The following is an 18,104-nucleotide window of genomic DNA, read 5'->3' as shown; positions in this document are numbered from 1 at the left end:
TGTTGGCACTGAAATCCCCACCAAACCGTCTCTGCCCGAGTTTGTTGCAAACTTAGCCCTGTTTTGGTGCTTTGACGACTTTGAAACTGCCCCAAGCATCATCAATCAACACAACGAAACCCCGATTGTTTTTAAAAGCCCACTGTATGCTACGGCTGCTTGGCTTGGTTCTTTAGGGTTTATTGCCCTCGTGTACTATGAAGTGGGCATTGCTTTAAGTGCTATTATTGCAGGGTTGTGTATCTTTGTAACTCGGTTAATCGCCATTCGACTTGATTTAGGCTTGCCAAAGTTTCAATTGAAAGAGTAATGCCATTTTCAAAAATAAACTAAACAATCTAGAACCCATCCTCGCAAAAAAAATGACGACTCAGAGTCGTCATTTTTTATTATTGAAAGGCTAGTGGTTACAGATCTAGCGCTTCAATTTCTAGCAACATTTTATTAATGTGCTTGCCCAATTGCTCAGCATAGCCGCTCCAATCTCTATATTCTGCTAGATGTTTATCCGCAAATGGTTTGATCTCATAGTCAGCCAAGTCTTCTTCATAGCCTTTTCTAGACTCTTGCTCAATGATTTTAAGATACTTTAAGTAAGGATTAATCGCTTGAGTAACAGCGCCTGAGTAACCATGTCCAGGAACATAAGTATCAATTGTTAGGTTTTTGGCGTAATCTAGAATTTTAATATTGTCCAGCATGTTTGATTGTCCATCAAATCTGCCCATTCGGTCAGTAAAGGCGTTGTCACCAGTAAAAAGTGTTTTAGAATTTACATGCTCAATCATGATATCTGAAGATGAGTGAGACGATGGCAGTGGTGAGTGAATAATGAACTTTTGCTCTTCGATAGTTAGCGTGTCTTTATGGCCAATTGAATAAGTTGGTATCACGGCGATTGTGCCCTTTGCCTTGTCCGTAATATCACTATATGTCTTTATCCAACGTTCAGCTTCGCCATATTCTGCTTCTCGAATCATGTTCATGTGGGCATAGAATTTAGCGTTTGGATATTTATCCTTAATGGCATGATTTCCAAGCCAGTGATCACCATGTACGTGTGTGTCTATAACAGCCACAACGGGTTTTGAGGTTATTTTTTCAATCTCTTTAAGTACATTGTCTCCAACAAATTTTGAGCTACCAGGGTCAATGACAATTAAGCCATTATCGCCTTCGATGAAAACAGGGTTGTTCATAAAGCCATGGTTTTGCTCGCTGGGGCTGGCAATAGGCCCATGCATGACATAAACTTGGTTACTCACCTGTTCAAATTTAAAATCGCCTACGCCATCAATTGTCCAAGCGTGTGTTATTGATGAAAATATCAAAGCAAATAATAATGCTAATTTGTTCATGTCTCTCTCCTCTATATTGAATTGACTATTATAGCTAATGATATAATAGTCAATTATGCAAAAAAAACCTACACTAAGCAATGTTACTGACATAGCCACTACTCGATTTTTTAATATCCAATCAATGGATGTTGAGTTTTCTAATGGCGAAAAACGCCAATATGAGCGTCTCAAGCCGCCTGGTAATGGTGCAGTCTTAATAGTGCCTATGTTGGATGATGAAACCGTGCTGATGATTTATGAATACTCGGGTGGTACAGATCGCTACGAGCTAGCACTAACCAAAGGAAAAATTGATGACGGAGAGGTGCCACTAGAGGCGGCAAATCGTGAGCTGATTGAAGAAATTGGCTATGGCGCCAAGCAGCTGACTTACCTTAAGGCCATGAGTATTGCACCGGGCTACCAATCAAGCATCACTCATATTGTTTTGGCGCAAGATTTATATCAAGCATCGGCTGAGGGGGATGAGCCAGAGCCATTGGAAGTGGTTAAACATAAATTGGCCGATTTAGAAACCTTGGTTTATAACGATGATTTGACCGAAGCACGTAGTATTGCTGCTTTGTATCTGGCAAAAGAGGCGATTAAACAGCAGCAGTTGTGATTGAAATTCCGCAATCTTTTGTACTGACGGATGATGACACGCCATTTGCCAATATAGAGCAAGCCCTGGATGAACCTAATGGGCTGATTGCTGTTGGCGGGGCGTTGTCAACCGAGCGACTTATCGATGCATACCAGCGCGGAATATTTCCTTGGTATGGTGAAGATGAGCCTGTGCAGTGGTATAGTCCAAATCCGCGCATGGTGATCACACCAAACAAATTGCATATTTCTAAAAGTTTGAGCAAGACGCTTAGTCAATATAAATTTAACCTCAAGATTGACCAAGATTTCGATTCAGTGATTCGTCATTGTAAAACGGTTAACCGTAAGGATCAAACGGGCACCTGGATTGATGAAGCTATGATTGAGGCTTACACGGCACTACATCAACAAAGTGTGGTTAAATCAGTTGAAGTGTATCAAGATGACAAACTTGTGGGTGGTTTGTATGGCGTAGCAATGGGCCAGGTATTCTTTGGTGAATCAATGTTTTCATTAAGGCCAAATGTCTCAAAAATCGCTTTCGTGCATTTGGTGCAATCAATGGGTTATGAGTTAATTGATTGCCAAGTGGAAAGTCCACATTTAAAAAGCCTGGGTGCCTTTAATATTGAGCGCTCTGCGTTTGCAAAACTATTAAAAGATTTACTGTAAAATAAGCGGTAAATAATAATTAGGACAGAACATGAAAAAAATAGCACAGTTGGCCTTATTGGCTTTTGTTGTCGTTGGTATTAGTGCTTGCGGTAAGATGGGCGAATTAGAAGCGGTTAAAGCACAGCAAGTGACACTTTCTCCAGCACCGGTTAACACCCAAGCTATTGATGAAACAACGCAAACTGTTGCGCCTGAGCTTGACATTCTGCCGCATAACTCAAAATAACACTTGAGCTTTTCTTATAAAAATCAATCTCTACACGCTGATTCTGTTGATATAGCAGACTTAATGGCTAACTACGGTTCGCCATTGTATGTGTATTCGCGTAGCGATATTGAAAGCAATTGGCGTGAATTTGATGAGGCTTTTGGCGATCATCCGCATTTAGTCTGCTACGCAGTTAAGGCCAATTCTAATATTGCAGTACTTAATGTGTTGGCCAAAATTGGCGCAGGTTTTGATATTGTCTCAGTGGGCGAGCTGGAGCGAGTTCTAGCCGCTGGCGGACAAGCTTCAAAGTGTGTTTTTTCAGGCGTTGCTAAAACTCAGGATGAAATCAAACGTGGGCTAGAAGTTGGCATTCGTTGTTTTAACGTTGAATCTAGTGCAGAGATGAGTCGCATTGAACAAGTAGCGCAAGCGATGAATGCCCAAGCACCTATTTCAATTCGCGTTAATCCGAATGTTGATGCTAAGACGCATCCGTACATTTCAACCGGCCTTAAAGAAAATAAATTTGGTGTCGATATTGATGACGCATTGGCTTTGTATGAGCAAGCGCATAATTCTAAATATATCAATGTTCAGGGTCTGGATTGTCATATTGGTTCGCAATTAACAGAACTGTCTCCATTTATTGATGCGCTTGATAAAGTGCTAGAATTGATCAGTAAGCTAAATGATCGCGGTATTGAGATTGCACATCTTGATTTAGGCGGTGGTGTTGGTATTCGATATGATGATGAAACAACCGTTGATATTGCTAAGTATGTTGACGCTATTTTAGACAAAGCGGGTGATTTAGACATTATTCTCGAACCGGGCAGAGCGATTGTAGGTAATGCGGGTGTATTTGTAACTAAAGTGGAATTTTTAAAGCAAAATTCAGATAAATCATTTGCCATTATTGATGGTGCCATGAATGATTTATTGCGCCCTGCTTTTTATAACGCCTATCATCAAGTGCTGCCAGTGAACGAAAATGCCAGAGGTGCTGAAGCCAGCTGGGATTTGGTCGGGCCAATTTGTGAAACCGGTGATTTTTTAGCTAAAGACAGGCAATTGTCTTTATCTGAGGGTGATTATTTGGCACTAATGTCGGCCGGTGCTTACGGTTTTACCATGAGTTCAAATTATAATTCACGCCCACGTGTGGCCGAGGTGATGGTGTCAGATAAAGCGCATCATCTTATTCGTCAGCGTGAAACCATTCAAGATTTATTTAATACAGAGAGTGTCATCAATGACTAAACTTACCAACAACCAAAAGAAATTTTTACGTTCAAAAGGCCACAGTCTGAAACCCGTTGTTATGATGGGCCAGCATGGTTTAAGTGAAGGTGTTTTGGCCGAATTAGAATCCAGCTTAGAGACACATGAGCTATTAAAAATTAAGGTACGCAGCGATGATCGTGAGGATAAACAGCGCGTTATTAATGAAATTATTGAAGTGACTGGTGCGCACTTGGTTCAAGTGATAGGCAATGTAATGGTTATTTACCGCGCCTTTGACAAAGATCCTCAACTTATCCTTCCAAGAAAATAATAATCCATGACCAAGATTGCCATTAGCGCTGCCGAAACCTCAGGCGATCTAATTGGCTCAAGCTTGGTTAGCGCTTTAAAAGCTCAAGATTCAGAGCTTCATATCGAAGGTCTTTGTGGTGAAAAAATGCAGAAAGCAGGCTGCGTTAAACACTGGGACATGAGTTTGGTTAATGTTATGGGCTTTACCGAAGTCTTGAAAAAACTACCGTCATTACTTAAGCTGAGATCAGCCATGGTTGAGTTTTTCTCACAGCAAAAGCCGGATGTTTTTATTGGTGTTGACGCACCTGATTTTAATTTTGTTATTGAAAAAAAGCTTAAAAAACAGTCTGTTAAGACCATTCATTTTGTGTCGCCATCGGTTTGGGCTTGGCGCCAATCTCGGGTGAAAAAGATCAAACAATCCACTGACTTGATTTTGTGCCTGTTTCCTTTTGAAGTTGATTTTTATAAACGCCATAATCAGCGTGCAGTATTTGTCGGGCACCCATTAGCTGAACAATTAACCCCTAGAAAAAACCACGCATCCAGCAAGCAAATATTATTAATGCCTGGCTCACGTTCAGGTGAAGTTAAACGGCTACTACCCGAGTTGTTGTCAGCCGCCAAACTAATGGCCAAACAAGATCCGACACTCAGTTTTCATTTAGCATTGGCTAATGACGAACTACTAGATTGGGCACAGGCACTGGTGGGTCAGCAAGCGGTTGAAATTTCTGTTGATACGGCTCATCAGCATATGCAAACTGCAGATTTAGTGCTGGTGGCATCAGGCACTGCAGCTTTGGAGTTGGCCTTGGTTGGTGTGCCAATGGTGGTGGTTTATAAACTATCGGCCATGAGTTATTTTATTGCCTCTCGTTTGGTTAAAAGCCCTTATATTAGTTTGCCAAATGTTATTGCTGATAAATCACTAGTACCAGAGCTGATTCAAGATGACGCTAATGCACATAATATTGCTACAGAAGCAATGAAAATTCTGGCAAATGATCAAGCGAACCTTGTGGCAGAATTCAATCAAATACACCAAGCACTAAACCTACATGCTAGCGAAGAATCTGCCAAATTAATTCTTGAGTTTATTCATGAATAAAGAGATTAGGGCAATCGTTCAACTGGCCTTGGCTGAGGATTTAGGTTCGGGTGATGTGTCGGCTGATTTATTGACAGACAACACCATTCAGGCCAGTATTGTCTGCCGAGAAAATGCTGTTATTTGCGGGGTTGAATATGCACAATCAGCATTCTTGTTGTTAAATCAAGATATTCAGATTAATTGGCAAATTAAAGAGGGTGACTTAGTTAAGCCGTCACAAGTATTGTGCACGCTATCAGGCTCATCTAGAGCGATTATTAGTGGTGAGCGTGTGGCGCTGAATTTTTTGCAAACGTTGAGTGCTGTGGCGACACAAACACAACAGCTAGTGGCTAAAATTTCACACACGAATGCCAAGCTACTCGATACTCGTAAAACATTGCCAGGACTCCGTCTAGCGCAGAAATATGCGGTTAAATGTGGTGGCGGAGTGAATCATCGACTGGGTTTATATGATTGCGTCATGCTCAAGGAGAATCACATTATTGCATCGGGCTCTATTGGCAAGGCTGTTGCACGTGCACAAGAAAAATACCCAGCATTGCCATTGATTGTTGAAGTTGAAACACTGGATCAATTAAATGAGGTATTGATGCTCTCAGGCGTTACCAGGGCGCTTTGTGATAACTTCTCAGTTCAAATGTTAGCTGAGGCTGTTAGCTTGGCAAAAGGTAAGTTGCCTCTGGAAGCTTCTGGCAATATTGACGATACCAGCATTGTGGAAATCGCAGAAACCGGAGTAGATTTTATTTCAACTGGCAGTATTACCAAAAATATTCAAGCAGTTGATTTGTCACTGCGCTTTTCCTGAGGCAAAAAATACCGGACTGCCAAGACTGTCTTTGGTGTTGTAGCGCAGGGGTTGGTCATTTTCATCTAAAACACAACCACCTGCTGATTCTAGAATATAGCCACCTGCTGCTGTGTCCCATTCAGAGCATGGGCCAAATCTAGGGTAGTGGTCAAAATCACCCTCGGCAATCTTGCAAAATTTTAGTGCGCTGCCAAGGCGTTCAACTTGCGTTTCTCCTAAAGCTTTTAGATGTTGCTGGAGCTGTTTATTTTGTGCAGAATAATGACCGATCAACACCTTTAAGGGTCGGCGTTTAACCGCTGTTTGCAATCGCTGCGTTTGGTTGTTGTGCAGTTTAAATGCTTGTTGCTGGTCATTGGTGTAATAATGGGTTTTGCTCAGTGGCGCATAAATAAAGCCAAAAATTGGGCGATGATTTTTGATGTAGGCGATGCAAATACAAAACTCCCCTGTTTGCTCAATAAAATCTCGCGTGCCATCAAGTGGGTCGATTAGCCAATATTCACCCCAATCGCGACGAATGGAAAAATCGACAATGTCAGACTCTTCGGACAAAATGGGCGTGGTCGGTGTGAGTTGAGATAGTTGCTCAGTAATAAGCTGGTGTGCCTGTTGATCAACAATGGTTATTGGTGTTTGATCCGCTTTGGTCTCAACGGTTAAATTAGATTGGTAGTGCGACATAATCATCTCGCCTACGACTTGAGTGAGGTTGATTAAATGAGGGGTTAAGGCGTCAAATGTCATAGGTCAATCATACCGTTTGTACGAGGGTAGATGACTAGTATTGACGAGAGTAATATGGTGGGCCTACTTGGACTTGAACCAAGGACCAATCGATTATGAGTCGACTGCTCTAACCAACTGAGCTATAGGCCCGAAAAACGGGAGGTTTATGTATCTAGGAAACTTTGCAGTTTGTGTGCACGAGAAGGGTGTCTTAGTTTTCTAAGCGCCTTGGCCTCAATTTGACGAATGCGTTCACGTGTTACATCGAACTGTCTACCCACCTCTTCTAGAGTGTGGTCAGTATTCATATCGATACCAAAACGCATTTTCAACACTTTAGCCTCACGAGGAGAAAGGTTGGCTAATAAGTCGCCGGTAGTTTCTCTAAGGCTTTCCTTGGTAGTAATTTCTACCGGTGAAGACAGGTTAGTGTCTTCGATAAAATCACCAATATTTGAATCTTCATCATCACCGACTGGTGTTTCCATAGATAAAGGCTCTTTGGCAATTTTAAGAATTTTAATAATTTTATATTCTGGCAACTCCATTTCAGTGGCCAACTCTTCAGGCGTGGCTTCACGGCCAAATTTTTGTAATAGTTGACGACGCACACGATTAAGTTTGTTAATAGTTTCAATCATGTGAACAGGGATACGAATCGTACGCGCTTGATCGGCAATTGAGCGAGTGATCGCTTGACGAATCCACCAAGTGGCATAAGTTGAGAATTTGTAACCACGACGGTATTCAAATTTATCAACCGCTTTCATTAAGCCCACATTACCTTCCTGAATAAGGTCAAGGAACTGCAAGCCACGATTAGCGTATTTTTTAGCGATAGAAATAACCAAACGCAAGTTGGCTTCGATCATTTGAGATTTGGCTTTTTTCGCACGACGATCACCTTTTCTATAAAGCTTGTTTAATGCTTTTAACTCTGCAATAGTGAGTTGCATTTCTTCTTCATATTCGTGCAAATTTTTCTGTGCATAGAAGATTTCGTCTTTAGTAGCCTCTAATGCCTTAGCTACTTTGGCGTCTAATTTTGCCCCTTTTAGCCAGTCAAAGTTTGTTTCGTTGCCGTTAAAAAGTTCAAAAAATTGAGTTCTTTCCATGCCGGCATAAACACAAGCATTAAGAATGGTTTTTTCTTGTTTTTTGACATTAGCCACACGATCACAAATAACTTCCATCATGGTTGAAACCAATTTCGGCGCTAGACGTAAATCTGACAATCCTTTGGAAAGTTGTTCGCGAGCAGCAACCGTTTTTTTGTCACGGAAGCCGTGTTTTTCTTTTAGCTCATTGTAACCTTGAGAGCACGTTAAAACAGTTTCGAAACGTGTATATACCTTGTCCTCATCTGGGCCAGTGTACTCCATCTCTTCCATGTCTTCGTATTCTTCGTCATCATCGAACTCGCCCGCATCAAAGGCTGCTTTTTTTGCTTCAAAATCAGCCGCATCACCTTGGTAACCGATGATCACATCAGTCATTTTACATTTTCCTTCTTCTAGGCGTTTATGGGCCTTAAAGAATTTCTCGGTGATTGATGGGTATAGTGTGATGGCTTGCATAATTTCAAACACACCCGCTTCAATTTCTTTAGCAATGCGAATTTCATCTTCCTGCTCTAGTAAGTCAACCACGCCCATTTCGCGCATGTACATTCTAACAGGATCGGTGGTTCGGCCAAATTCAGAGTCAAGTGCTGCCAAGGCAGCAACAGCCGCTTCAGCAGAAGTTGACTGAGCCTTAGCACCGGATTCAACTACCAGGGTATCAGCATCTGGTACAGAGTCAGAAACAGTAATATCCAATTCTTCTAAAATAGTAACAATTGGCTCGATCTGCTCTTGGGTTAGCATATTTTCTGGCAGAATATCATTAATCTCAGAGTAGGTTAAGTAACCCTTCTCTTTACCAACCATGATTAATTTTTGCAGTGCCTGCTTGTGTGCTTTAGTAGTAGATTTCATAAATTAATGCGTTTTGACAAACCAAATGATGGATTATACACAAAGTTAGCTGTTAAAAATCATAGCCTTGTGCGACTTATAGAGGGGTTATTGGATATCAGCAAATATGTTGATAATAGATTGCTCTTCACTAATGCGTTTAATCACCTCGGCCATAATTGGCGCAATTGATAATTGTCTGATTTTGCCGCATTTAACCGCTTCAGCGGTTAATGGAATGGTGTTGGTAGTGACTAATTCATCAAGCGGTGAATTTTTAATATTACTCATAGCAGCACCTGATAAAACGGCGTGCGTTGCATAAGCCACTACTTTTTTAGCACCTTTTTCTTTAAGAATGCCAGCTGCTTGACACAGAGTGCCAGCGGTATCAACCATGTCGTCAATCAAAATACAGGTTTTACCTTCAACATCACCAATCACATTCATGACTTTAACCATGTTTGGTGCGGGACGACGCTTGTCAATAATGGCAAGGTCGGCATCGTTAAGTTTTTTAGCTGCTGCACGTGCACGAACCACACCGCCAACATCTGGAGATACAACCACAATGTCATTATAGTTTTTACTCATAATGTCATCCAACAATACCGGCTGCGCATAAATGTTATCAATTGGAATATCGAAAAAACCCTGGATTTGATCAGCGTGTAAATCAACCGTCAGAATTCTATCAATGCCAGAGGCTTCAACCATTTTAGCGGCTAGTTTTGCGGTAATTGGCACACGAGTTAAGCGTGAGCGACGATCTTGTCTTGAATAGCCAAAATAAGGAACAACGGCTGTAATTCTAGCTGCTGATGAGCGTTTTAAAGCATCAGCCACAATCAATAATTCCATTAGTGTTTCTGCCGGCGAAGGGCCGCAGGTTGGTTGAATGATAAACACATCGCAACCACGAACATTTTCTAAAATTTCAACTTGGGATTCGCCATCACTAAATTTGCCAACCAATGCCTTGCCCTGGGCAACATTGAGACTTGAAATAATTTCGCCAGAAAGCAACGGATTAGCGTTGCCGCTAAAGATTTTAATGGTGTCGAGGGACATAGAACTTATAGGTTGTTGAAAATTGATTAAATTATACTACGTTATGATCAAAAATATAGCACTTGCTGACAGATTGCCTATATCGATTTAATTTATTGGAAAGCACAAAAAAAAGCCACGCCTTGAGAACAAGACGTGGCTTTAGAAAATGGCTGGGCTGGCAGGATTTGAACCTGCGCATGACGGGATCAAAACCCGTTGCCTTACCGCTTGGCGACAGCCCATTTAAGGATCGGAGAAGTGTTTATTGCTTTCGCTGTAAAACTCATCCATTTTTCTGGTATTTTTTTAAACGCTACCAGCGCGTCTTTCTCATTGGCAAATTCTGCAAATACGCAGCTACCTGTGCCGCTCATTCTTGCTTGTCCAATCAAGTTAGAACATGAATCCAAGTGTTCTAAAGCAAGTCCGATTTCATCGGTTTGCGCGATTGCCGCCTGCAAACAATCATTATGAGTGTTTGTTAGCTCAGAGAAGTCGGATATTTTCCCTATCATTGGGCTCATTGTCAATGCTTTGTGCGAGAAAATTTCTTGAGTGGAAGTGTGTTGATTAACAAACACCACCAAAAATACATGATTTGGGGTTTTTATTGGGCTTAATATTTCACCCACACCTTCGGCCCAAGCGCTTTTTGCATTAATAAAAACAGGTACGTCAGCGCCTAGTGATAGACCTAGTTGCATGAGTTCTGATTGACTTAAGCCAGTTTCCCATAATTGATTTAGTGCAACCAACGTGGTGGCCGCATCAGAAGAGCCACCACCCAGCCCGCCACCTGCAGGAATACGCTTAAGAATAGAAATATTGGCCCCAAGCGTGGCTTGAGTGGTTTCTTGCAAGAGCTTAGCAGCGCGAATAATTAAGTCCTGCTCAGGGTTGACTTCTTCATTGCCTGATAAGCGTTTAATGGTGCCATCGTCAGTGATGTCAAAGGTTAGTTCGTCGTAGAAATCGAGCAGTTGAAAAATGGTTTGCAGATTATGATAACCATCTTCGCGTTTGGAATTAATATGCAAAAATAGATTTATTTTTGCTGGAGCCAGCCACGTTTTGACAGGGCTAGACATCTATAAACACATCTCGGTAGTATTTTAGCTCATTAATTGAATCACGAATGTCAGCCAAGGCTAAATGAGCGGGTTCACCATCACGAATTAACTTAGATTCCGGCTTCCAACGTACTAATAATTCTTTTAAGGTAGTGACATCAATATGACGATAGTGGAAAAATTTTTCTAATTCTGGCATGTAGTTGTACAAAAAGCGTCTGTCTTGGCAAATGGTATTGCCACACATTGGTGAGGCGCCAGCTTCAACATATTGCTGCAAAAACTCAATGGTTTGTTTTTCGGCGTTTTTAGTGGAAATAACACTGTCTTTGACACGTTGAGTTAAGCCAGAATTGCCATGGTGCTCGGTATTCCATTCATCCATACCGGCCATAATTTCACTACTTTGATGAATGACCAATGAAGGGCCTTCGGCCAAAATATTAAGATCTTTATCGGTGACAATAGTGGCTATTTCGATAATAACGTCCTGTTCAGGCAACAGGCCAGTCATTTCCAAATCAATCCAAATTAAGTTAGTTGTTTTATCCATGATTTACCTTAGCAGCCAGTTGATTCGCGCACAAAATCATCTAATTTTTGATGTGCCGAGCCTTTGTTTAAAATTTCAATTGCCTTATTAATACCGTCTTGTAGGGAATCAGCTAATCCGCTAACATAAATGGCAGCACCTGCATTCATGGCAATGATATTTTTTGCAGCGCCTGGCTTTCCGTCAAGTGCCTGCTGAATAAGCACCAAAGAACTCTCTGCATCTTCAGCTTTAATATCGTCAAGATTGCCTAGTGGCAAGCCAAAGTCGGTTGGATTGATTGTGTAAGTGGTGACAACACCGTTGTTTAGTTCAGCAACAAACGTATCATCAGCAATGGAAATTTCATCTAAGCCGTCGTTAGAGTGAACCACCATAACATGCGTTGAGCCAAGGCTTTTTAAGACATTAGCAATAGGTTCTACTAAAGCTTTGTCGTAGACACCCATAACTTGAGTTGGAGCTTTGGCAGGGTTGGTGAGTGGCCCAAGTACGTTAAAAATGGTTCTAACAGCAAGTTCTTTACGCGGACCAATAGCATGCTTCATGGCCGAATGATGAGCGGGTGCAAACATAAAGCCAACACCAATTTTATCCACACTTTTGCTAATTTGTTCAGCGCTCATGTCTAAATTGACGCCAGCAGCTTCTAATACGTCGGCACTACCTGATTTTGAGGAAATTGAACGATTACCATGCTTGGCTACTGAGCCGCCTGCTGCTGCCACCACAAAGGCGCAAGCGGTAGAAATGTTAAACAAACCTAAGCCGTCGCCGCCTGTACCGCACGTATCCACTAAGTGCATAGTTTTCTTTACGCTAACTCCTTTGGCTAATGAACGCATAACTTTTGCACTGGCAGTGATCTCTTCAACCGTTTCTCCTTTCATGGAAAGACCTACTAAAAAAGCACCAATTTGTGCATCAGTGGTTTTGCCGGTCATGATGTCGCTCATCACCGTGTGCATTTGAGTTTCTGTTAAGTCTTGCTTGGCAATAACTGCTTTTATGGCTTGCTGTATATTCATGGGCTGTGATTAACTCATTAGGGTTTCAATTTCATTAATAGTTTTAACCAGATTGCCAGTTAAAACCTGATGGCTTGTGTCTGTGACCAAGACATCATCCTCAATTCGAATACCAATATCGTGATAAATAGAATTGATTTTATCATCCTTGCGAATATAAATGCCGGGTTCAACAGTGATGATCATGCCTTTTTCAAAAGCACGATGCTGTTTGTTATGTTGATACTGGCCAACATCATGCACATCCATACCTAGCCAATGGCCTGTGCCATGCATATAAAACTTTGTAAGTGGCTCGCCTGGGGATAAAAGCCCCAGTGATTCTAAACCTTGCTGAATAATTTGAGTGGCAATTTTATGTGGCTGGTGTACGCTAACGCCTGGCTTGATGCATTCGATGGCTGCAAGTTGGGCGTCTAGCACGACTTGATAAATCGCTTTTTGTGCCTTGGTGAATTTGCCATTAACGGGAAAGGTTCGAGTAATATCACTGGCGTAACAATTCAGTTCACAACCCGCATCAATAAGCACCAAGTCGCCATCTCGCAGTGGTTGATTGTTATCGATATAGTGCAAAATACAAGCATTTTTACCACCGGCTACAATTGGGGTGTAGGCATGCTGGGCACGGTTTTTAACAAACCCTGCGTCAAAAACGCTTTGAAGTTCGTATTCAAACATGCCTGGAGAAACTGATTTCATGGCTTGTTCATGGGCACTGATGGAGATATCAGCTGCTCGCTGCATGGTGTCAATTTCAGACTGGTCCTTAATCAAGCGCATTTCATGCAAGGGTGCTTGCAGGCTGTTAACGTTGTAATCTGATAAAAGCGTTGAAATTTTTGCATCCAACTCACAAGGCTTGGCATCAAAATAAATAACACTATCATTAGCAATAAGGTGTGTAAGTTGTGTCTCTAATTGGTTAATGTCAAATGCCTGATCAAGTTTAAGCGTATCAGGCGCATCAGCAACACCCAAGCGCGCACCATCCCAAATTTCACGAGCCGGATCTTTGTCGCGTAAGAACATTGAGCATTGATGGTTACTGATAACAACAACCGCTTCAGGCTCTTGAAAATTAGTTAAATAGAAAAAATCGCTATGAGGGCGAAACGGGAAACTGACATCGCCATTTCTGAATTGTTCTGGGTTGGTTGAGATAATGATTAATGCATTATCATCCAGTTGGCTTAGCAGCTTGTTAATTCTATTTTGATGTATCATTATTTTTCAAATCAATTTAGTAGCGCAAAGATACCATGAAACACGTTCGCTTGTACCAAAATGCCCCGTTGAAAATTAATGATACTTTGCAATTAGACGACTATGGCTCGCATCATTTAATCAAGGTATTACGCTTTCCGGAAGGGCAAGATATTACGTTATTTAACGGCGATGGTAACAATTACACCGCCACGGTTTTGAGTACTAAAAAGCGCTGTGAGGTACAAATACACAGCGCAAGTGATAATCATAGTGAATCGCGTTTAACATTGACTTTAGCGCAAGGAATTGCCAAAGGCGACAAAATGGATTTTTTAATGCAAAAAGCGGTTGAGCTGGGTGTAAATCAGATTGTGCCAATTTTTACCCAGCACTGTGTGGTTAGACTTAAAGGTGACAAGCTAAAAAAACGAATGCAACATTGGCAAAAGATCATTATTGGTGCATGTGAGCAGTCAGGCAGATCAGTGGTGCCTGAGCTGTTAGAGCCGCTCGATTTCAGCCGGTTTGTTGAGCAAGATTTTGGCAATAAATTTATCCTGCATCATCGTGCTGAACACTCTTTACTAGACGTTGAGCCACTAACGCAGGCAACTATTATCATTGGCCCTGAAGGCGGGTTGAGTGATGATGAAATCCAGTTAGCCATTAAGCATAATGCTCAGCCGTTATTGCTAGGGTCACGCGTACTCAGAACAGAAACAGCATCATTGGCAGCACTTGCCAATATGCAGCTATTATGGGGTAGTTAAAATGATACTCCTAATTAAATAATACAATAATATTGCAATTATAATTTTTATTGGTATATTATTGCATTTTTAACCATACTAAAAATCAACAACATGAAAAAAATCATCGTAACTTTTTTACTCTCAATCGCAAGTGTATCAATTAATGCGGAAGAACAAAGACACGCTTCAGCGCATGTGCATGGATTAAATAATGTAGAAGTGTTGCTTAGTAATAATCAACTAAACGTAACGTACAAGATGCCAATAGTGCAACTTAATGCCACTCATGATGATCATGAAGAGCATCATGAAGATGGGTTGTTTGCATTTATAACTGATTTGTTCAGCCATGACGACCACGATGAGCATAATGAAGAACACCATAATGACCACGACGAGCATCATAATGACCATGAAGAGCATGAGGGTCACGACGAAAAGCATCACGACGAACACGAGAATCATGATGACAAGCGCCACAATCAAGAAAAATTAGCAGAGTTTAAAGACAACACGGAGTTGTTTGTATTGTCATCAAACGCAAATTGCCATATTGCAGATTTTGATGCAGAGTTGCACAGTGTATCAACCGAGTCTAACCATAAGGATGTTGAGCTAACTTACAAGTTTGATTGTAGTAATTCTGACAAGCTTAATAGTATTGAATTTACAGCCTTTAAACATTTTGAATTGGATGCAATTTTTGTAGAGGCAATTATTAACCATCATGCTATTTCTAAAAAAATAACATCGACAGACAGTAAAATGGCCTGGTGATACTAACAACAAAAGATCTTAGATATACCTATCAAAATGGGGAGACAATTAATTTCCCTGATGTTGCGCTTGACGTCGGAAAAAAAGTATTAATCGTTGGTTATTCTGGATCTGGAAAAACAACCCTGTTAAATCTAATTGCTGGGGCTTTAAAGGTTCAGCAAGGTGAAATTACGCTAGCAGAAAAAAATTACTCTTCTCTTTCTTCCGGCCAGCTAGACAAAATTAGAGCTGATAATATTGGCTATATTTTTCAAACTTTAAACCTAATTCCATTTTTATCTGTAATGGAAAATATTGAGCTTGGCGTCAGGTTTTCTAAAAATAGACGCTCAAATGTTAGCGATTTAACTCAGGAAATTGTGAGATTGCTAACATCACTCGGGCTCGGTAAAAAAGTTTTAGACACCTCTGTTAATCGGCTTAGCATAGGTCAACAACAAAGGGTTGCGGTTGCAAGGGCGTTGCTTGGTCAGCCAGCGTTAGTTCTTGCCGATGAGCCGACGTCTGCATTGGATAAAGAATCAGCCAAAAATTTTTTGAACGAGTTGTCAACTACGTTTGACACATCAAAACAGGCGCTGTTAATGGTAAGCCATGATTTGTCTCTGGCGCCATATTTTGACCAAGTTATAGACATAACAAATAAAAATGTTTAAATTATTGATTAAATCAGTCCGCTCAAGATTGTTGCCAGTTTCACTTGTTATTATTACACTGATGGCATCAATGGTGTTGTTGTTAAGTATTGAACGTATACAAAAGGCGACTGAAATAGGGTTTAATCAAAGCATTTCAGGTGTTGATGCAATTATTGGCCCTAGATCAAGCTCTTTGGAGTTGGTGCTTTACACAGTTTTTCATTTGGGACGACCAACCAACAACATCACCATGAAAACTATTGACGATATCAGACAAAGAAAAGATATTGAATATTTGGTGCCGATTGCTTTGGGTGATAGTCATCGAGGCTTTAGAGTTATTGCTACTGAGAAAGATTATTTTAAATATATTAAATATTCATCAGACAAATCTCTTTCTTTTTCTGATGGACAGGCATTTAATGAAATATCTGGCGCGGTAATCGGTGCCGATGTTGCAAAAAAACTTGATTATCAAGTCGGTACCAAAATTCATATCAGCCATGGATCAAGCCAAGCAGTCGCAAAAAAACATGATGATTTTTCATTTGAGGTTACAGGGGTATTGGAGAAAACCGGAACACCAATTGATCAGGCAGTTTTTGTCGATTTGAAAGGCTATGAACTTATTCACCTTGGCTGGCAAAGTGGCACAAAAGTTTTTAATTTAAAACAGTTAGATTTATCTACATTAAGTCAGGAAGAATTAACCCCTAAAACAGTTACAGCTGCATTTGTAGGGTTGAAATCAAAACTAACTTTGTTTCGCTTTGCTGCCAGTGTTAAAAAATATCCAAATGAAGCAATTTCTGCTGTCATACCAGGCATAGCGTTGTCAGAACTATGGTCAATGGTGGGAATAGTCGACCAAGGGTTTGAATTGCTCAGCTGGATTATCATTGTTATTAGTTTGATTGCAATGGTTAGTTTAATTATTTCTAGTATTGACAATAGGAAGCGCGAAATGACTATTTATAGAGCAAATGGCGCTACGCCAATGTATTTATCTACCTTGGTTGTGCTTGAGGCTGTTTTTATTGGTTTAACCGCTATTATTGGCGCAATTGTTTTTGTCACGTTAGTAACCTATCTTGCAACGCAGCAGTTAAACTTAATTCTGGGTATCACTCCAGAATTTGACTGGGTTAGCTGGAATGAAGCCAAGGTCTTTGCGATTATTTTGCTTGCTGGTATTTTGAGTAGTTTGGTACCGGCGATAATCGTTTTCAAGAAAAACCTGCACCACACATTGAGTTAATATGTTGAAAAAAGTTCTTATTGTTTTATTTTCTGTACTTAGTTTTAGTGTGATAGCTGAAGGCGTCACAGAGCAACAGCTAGATAAATTTGTTAATAATTGGAACACATTGATGCCAGCGGACGCTTATGACTTCGTACCTGAAAAAGTCGATTATAAGTTATTGTCAAATCCTGATTTTCAACGCAAGCTTGACGAAGCAGGTGCTAAATTGAATAACAAATTAGAAGGCAAGATAATAGAGCTTGCGGGATTTATGGTGCCAATTGATGCAAAGGGTTCTGATGTTCGGAAATTTTTATTGGTGCCTGAAGCAGGACAGTGTATTCATGTTCCGCCGCCACCATTGAATCAAACGCTATTGGTTGATACTTCAGAGTTCCCGACAGAGCGACGAGATCTTTATGAGCCTATTATTGTTTCAGGAGAAATTACTGTTGGTTCTCAAAGCTTTGATGTTGCGGATAGTGGCTACTCATTAACCAATGTTACAATCAAACTGTTGAAATTTCCTGATGCGGAGTTAGCTGATGATTGATACAGCTGGAGTGTTGTTAAAATGCGCTCAATTTGGTAAGAGCGCAACACGGCAAAGAATGGTTATTGTTAAAGAGCTATCAAGTTCAAAAAATAGTATTTCTGCCTATGATTTATTGGCGCAACTGCAAAAACAGGGTTATGCTTTCAATATTAGCACGATCTACAGAGTGCTAGATTTTTGGATTGAACTCGGTTTGATTCATAAGATAGAATCAAACAATACTTATTTGGCTT

Annotated in this window: 21 protein-coding genes, 2 tRNA genes and 1 pseudogene; 14 read left to right on the top strand and 10 right to left on the bottom strand. The window is 40.7% G+C overall.

Features of this window, described 5'->3' with window-relative positions; translation table 11 throughout:
* Nucleotides 1-310: pseudogene (locus tag PSN35_RS01780) on the top strand (hypothetical protein); the annotation flags it as partial.
* A gap of 97 nt (nucleotides 311-407) precedes the next feature.
* On the opposite strand, the gene PSN35_RS01775 reads toward PSN35_RS01780, so the two are convergent.
* Nucleotides 408-1,358 (bottom strand): MBL fold metallo-hydrolase, encoded by a 951-nt coding sequence (locus tag PSN35_RS01775; protein WP_300028700.1) that lies wholly within the window; start codon nucleotides 1,356-1,358, stop codon nucleotides 408-410.
* A 55-nt stretch (nucleotides 1,359-1,413) separates the two neighbouring features.
* On the opposite strand from PSN35_RS01775, the gene nudE reads away from it, so the two are divergent.
* The 7 genes from nudE to nadC are packed head-to-tail and all read left to right on the top strand — an operon-like array spanning nucleotide 1,414 to nucleotide 6,299.
* Nucleotides 1,414-1,965 carry an ADP compounds hydrolase NudE gene (gene nudE / locus PSN35_RS01770; RefSeq protein ID WP_300028699.1) on the top strand — a complete coding sequence of 184 codons (552 nt, stop codon included), beginning with the start codon at nucleotides 1,414-1,416 and terminating at the stop codon, nucleotides 1,963-1,965.
* Nucleotides 1,962-2,621 carry a leucyl/phenylalanyl-tRNA--protein transferase gene (gene aat / locus PSN35_RS01765; RefSeq protein WP_300028697.1) on the top strand — a complete coding sequence of 220 codons (660 nt, stop codon included), beginning with the start codon at nucleotides 1,962-1,964 and terminating at the stop codon, nucleotides 2,619-2,621. The genes nudE and aat overlap by 4 nt, the downstream gene beginning before the upstream one ends.
* 31 nt (nucleotides 2,622-2,652) lie before the next feature.
* Nucleotides 2,653-2,850, top strand: a complete 198-nt coding sequence (locus tag PSN35_RS01760; protein ID WP_300028695.1) for a hypothetical protein — start codon at nucleotides 2,653-2,655, stop codon at nucleotides 2,848-2,850.
* Nucleotides 2,851-2,853: 3 nt separating this feature from the next.
* Nucleotides 2,854-4,095 carry a diaminopimelate decarboxylase gene (gene lysA, locus PSN35_RS01755; protein WP_300028693.1) on the top strand — a complete coding sequence of 414 codons (1,242 nt, stop codon included), beginning with the start codon at nucleotides 2,854-2,856 and terminating at the stop codon, nucleotides 4,093-4,095.
* Nucleotides 4,088-4,390 (top strand): ribosome assembly RNA-binding protein YhbY, encoded by a 303-nt coding sequence (gene yhbY, locus PSN35_RS01750; protein WP_300028691.1) that lies wholly within the window; start codon nucleotides 4,088-4,090, stop codon nucleotides 4,388-4,390. The genes lysA and yhbY overlap by 8 nt, the downstream gene beginning before the upstream one ends.
* 6 nt (nucleotides 4,391-4,396) lie before the next feature.
* Nucleotides 4,397-5,485, top strand: a complete 1,089-nt coding sequence (gene lpxB / locus PSN35_RS01745) for a lipid-A-disaccharide synthase (RefSeq protein ID WP_300028689.1) — start codon at nucleotides 4,397-4,399, stop codon at nucleotides 5,483-5,485.
* Nucleotides 5,478-6,299 carry a carboxylating nicotinate-nucleotide diphosphorylase gene (nadC, locus tag PSN35_RS01740; protein WP_300028687.1) on the top strand — a complete coding sequence of 274 codons (822 nt, stop codon included), beginning with the start codon at nucleotides 5,478-5,480 and terminating at the stop codon, nucleotides 6,297-6,299. Before lpxB ends, nadC begins: the two co-directional genes overlap by 8 nt.
* On the opposite strand, the gene cysQ is transcribed toward nadC, so the two are convergent.
* The 9 genes from cysQ to PSN35_RS01695 form a co-directional block, all read right to left on the bottom strand.
* On the bottom strand, nucleotides 6,282-7,049 hold the full coding sequence (gene cysQ / locus PSN35_RS01735) for a 3'(2'),5'-bisphosphate nucleotidase CysQ (protein ID WP_300028686.1): 768 nt from the start codon (nucleotides 7,047-7,049) through the stop codon (nucleotides 6,282-6,284). The genes nadC and cysQ overlap by 18 nt on opposite strands.
* 55 nt (nucleotides 7,050-7,104) lie before the next feature.
* A tRNA-Ile gene (locus PSN35_RS01730) sits at nucleotides 7,105-7,181 on the bottom strand.
* Nucleotides 7,182-7,195: 14 nt separating this feature from the next.
* Complete coding sequence (gene rpoD, locus PSN35_RS01725) at nucleotides 7,196-9,010, bottom strand: RNA polymerase sigma factor RpoD (protein ID WP_300028684.1); 1,815 nt, start codon at nucleotides 9,008-9,010, stop codon at nucleotides 7,196-7,198.
* 87 nt (nucleotides 9,011-9,097) lie between these two features.
* Complete coding sequence (locus PSN35_RS01720; protein WP_300028683.1) at nucleotides 9,098-10,060, bottom strand: ribose-phosphate pyrophosphokinase; 963 nt, start codon at nucleotides 10,058-10,060, stop codon at nucleotides 9,098-9,100.
* A gap of 149 nt (nucleotides 10,061-10,209) precedes the next feature.
* Nucleotides 10,210-10,284, bottom strand: a tRNA-Gln gene (locus PSN35_RS01715).
* Nucleotides 10,264-11,130 carry a 4-(cytidine 5'-diphospho)-2-C-methyl-D-erythritol kinase gene (ispE, locus tag PSN35_RS01710; RefSeq protein WP_300028682.1) on the bottom strand — a complete coding sequence of 289 codons (867 nt, stop codon included), beginning with the start codon at nucleotides 11,128-11,130 and terminating at the stop codon, nucleotides 10,264-10,266. The genes PSN35_RS01715 and ispE overlap by 21 nt, the downstream gene beginning before the upstream one ends.
* Nucleotides 11,123-11,665 carry an oligoribonuclease gene (gene orn / locus PSN35_RS01705; protein ID WP_300028680.1) on the bottom strand — a complete coding sequence of 181 codons (543 nt, stop codon included), beginning with the start codon at nucleotides 11,663-11,665 and terminating at the stop codon, nucleotides 11,123-11,125. The genes ispE and orn overlap by 8 nt, the downstream gene beginning before the upstream one ends.
* 8 nt (nucleotides 11,666-11,673) lie before the next feature.
* Nucleotides 11,674-12,693 carry an anthranilate phosphoribosyltransferase gene (trpD, locus tag PSN35_RS01700; RefSeq protein WP_300028678.1) on the bottom strand — a complete coding sequence of 340 codons (1,020 nt, stop codon included), beginning with the start codon at nucleotides 12,691-12,693 and terminating at the stop codon, nucleotides 11,674-11,676.
* Between the two features lie 9 nt (nucleotides 12,694-12,702).
* The gene (locus tag PSN35_RS01695; RefSeq protein ID WP_300028676.1) at nucleotides 12,703-13,920 is read right to left on the bottom strand and encodes an aminopeptidase P N-terminal domain-containing protein; all 1,218 of its coding nucleotides are present in this window, start codon (nucleotides 13,918-13,920) and stop codon (nucleotides 12,703-12,705) included.
* Between the two features lie 35 nt (nucleotides 13,921-13,955).
* Between PSN35_RS01695 and PSN35_RS01690 the strand changes: the two genes are divergently transcribed.
* From PSN35_RS01690 to PSN35_RS01665, 6 genes are all read left to right on the top strand, one after another.
* Nucleotides 13,956-14,672 carry a 16S rRNA (uracil(1498)-N(3))-methyltransferase gene (locus PSN35_RS01690; RefSeq protein ID WP_300028674.1) on the top strand — a complete coding sequence of 239 codons (717 nt, stop codon included), beginning with the start codon at nucleotides 13,956-13,958 and terminating at the stop codon, nucleotides 14,670-14,672.
* Between the two features lie 93 nt (nucleotides 14,673-14,765).
* Nucleotides 14,766-15,431, top strand: a complete 666-nt coding sequence (locus PSN35_RS01685) for a DUF2796 domain-containing protein (protein ID WP_300028672.1) — start codon at nucleotides 14,766-14,768, stop codon at nucleotides 15,429-15,431.
* On the top strand, nucleotides 15,428-16,090 hold the full coding sequence (locus PSN35_RS01680) for an ABC transporter ATP-binding protein (protein WP_300028670.1): 663 nt from the start codon (nucleotides 15,428-15,430) through the stop codon (nucleotides 16,088-16,090). Before PSN35_RS01685 ends, PSN35_RS01680 begins: the two co-directional genes overlap by 4 nt.
* A complete protein-coding gene (locus tag PSN35_RS01675; RefSeq protein WP_300028641.1) occupies nucleotides 16,083-17,330 on the top strand; it encodes an ABC transporter permease in 1,248 nt (415 codons plus the stop codon). The genes PSN35_RS01680 and PSN35_RS01675 overlap by 8 nt, the downstream gene beginning before the upstream one ends.
* A gap of 1 nt (nucleotide 17,331) precedes the next feature.
* The gene (locus PSN35_RS01670) at nucleotides 17,332-17,868 is read left to right on the top strand and encodes a DUF3299 domain-containing protein (protein ID WP_300028639.1); all 537 of its coding nucleotides are present in this window, start codon (nucleotides 17,332-17,334) and stop codon (nucleotides 17,866-17,868) included.
* On the top strand, nucleotides 17,861-18,104 hold a 244-nt coding region (locus PSN35_RS01665; RefSeq protein WP_300028637.1), incomplete at its 3' end, for a Fur family transcriptional regulator. The genes PSN35_RS01670 and PSN35_RS01665, both read left to right, overlap by 8 nt.

Origin of the sequence: Candidatus Thioglobus sp. (genome assembly GCF_028599055.1) — a bacterium.
In the GTDB taxonomy this organism is placed as follows: domain Bacteria; phylum Pseudomonadota; class Gammaproteobacteria; order PS1; family Pseudothioglobaceae; genus Thioglobus_A.
Note: the sequence above shows the minus strand (reverse complement) of the source record. Positions and strands in the feature narration are given on the sequence as shown.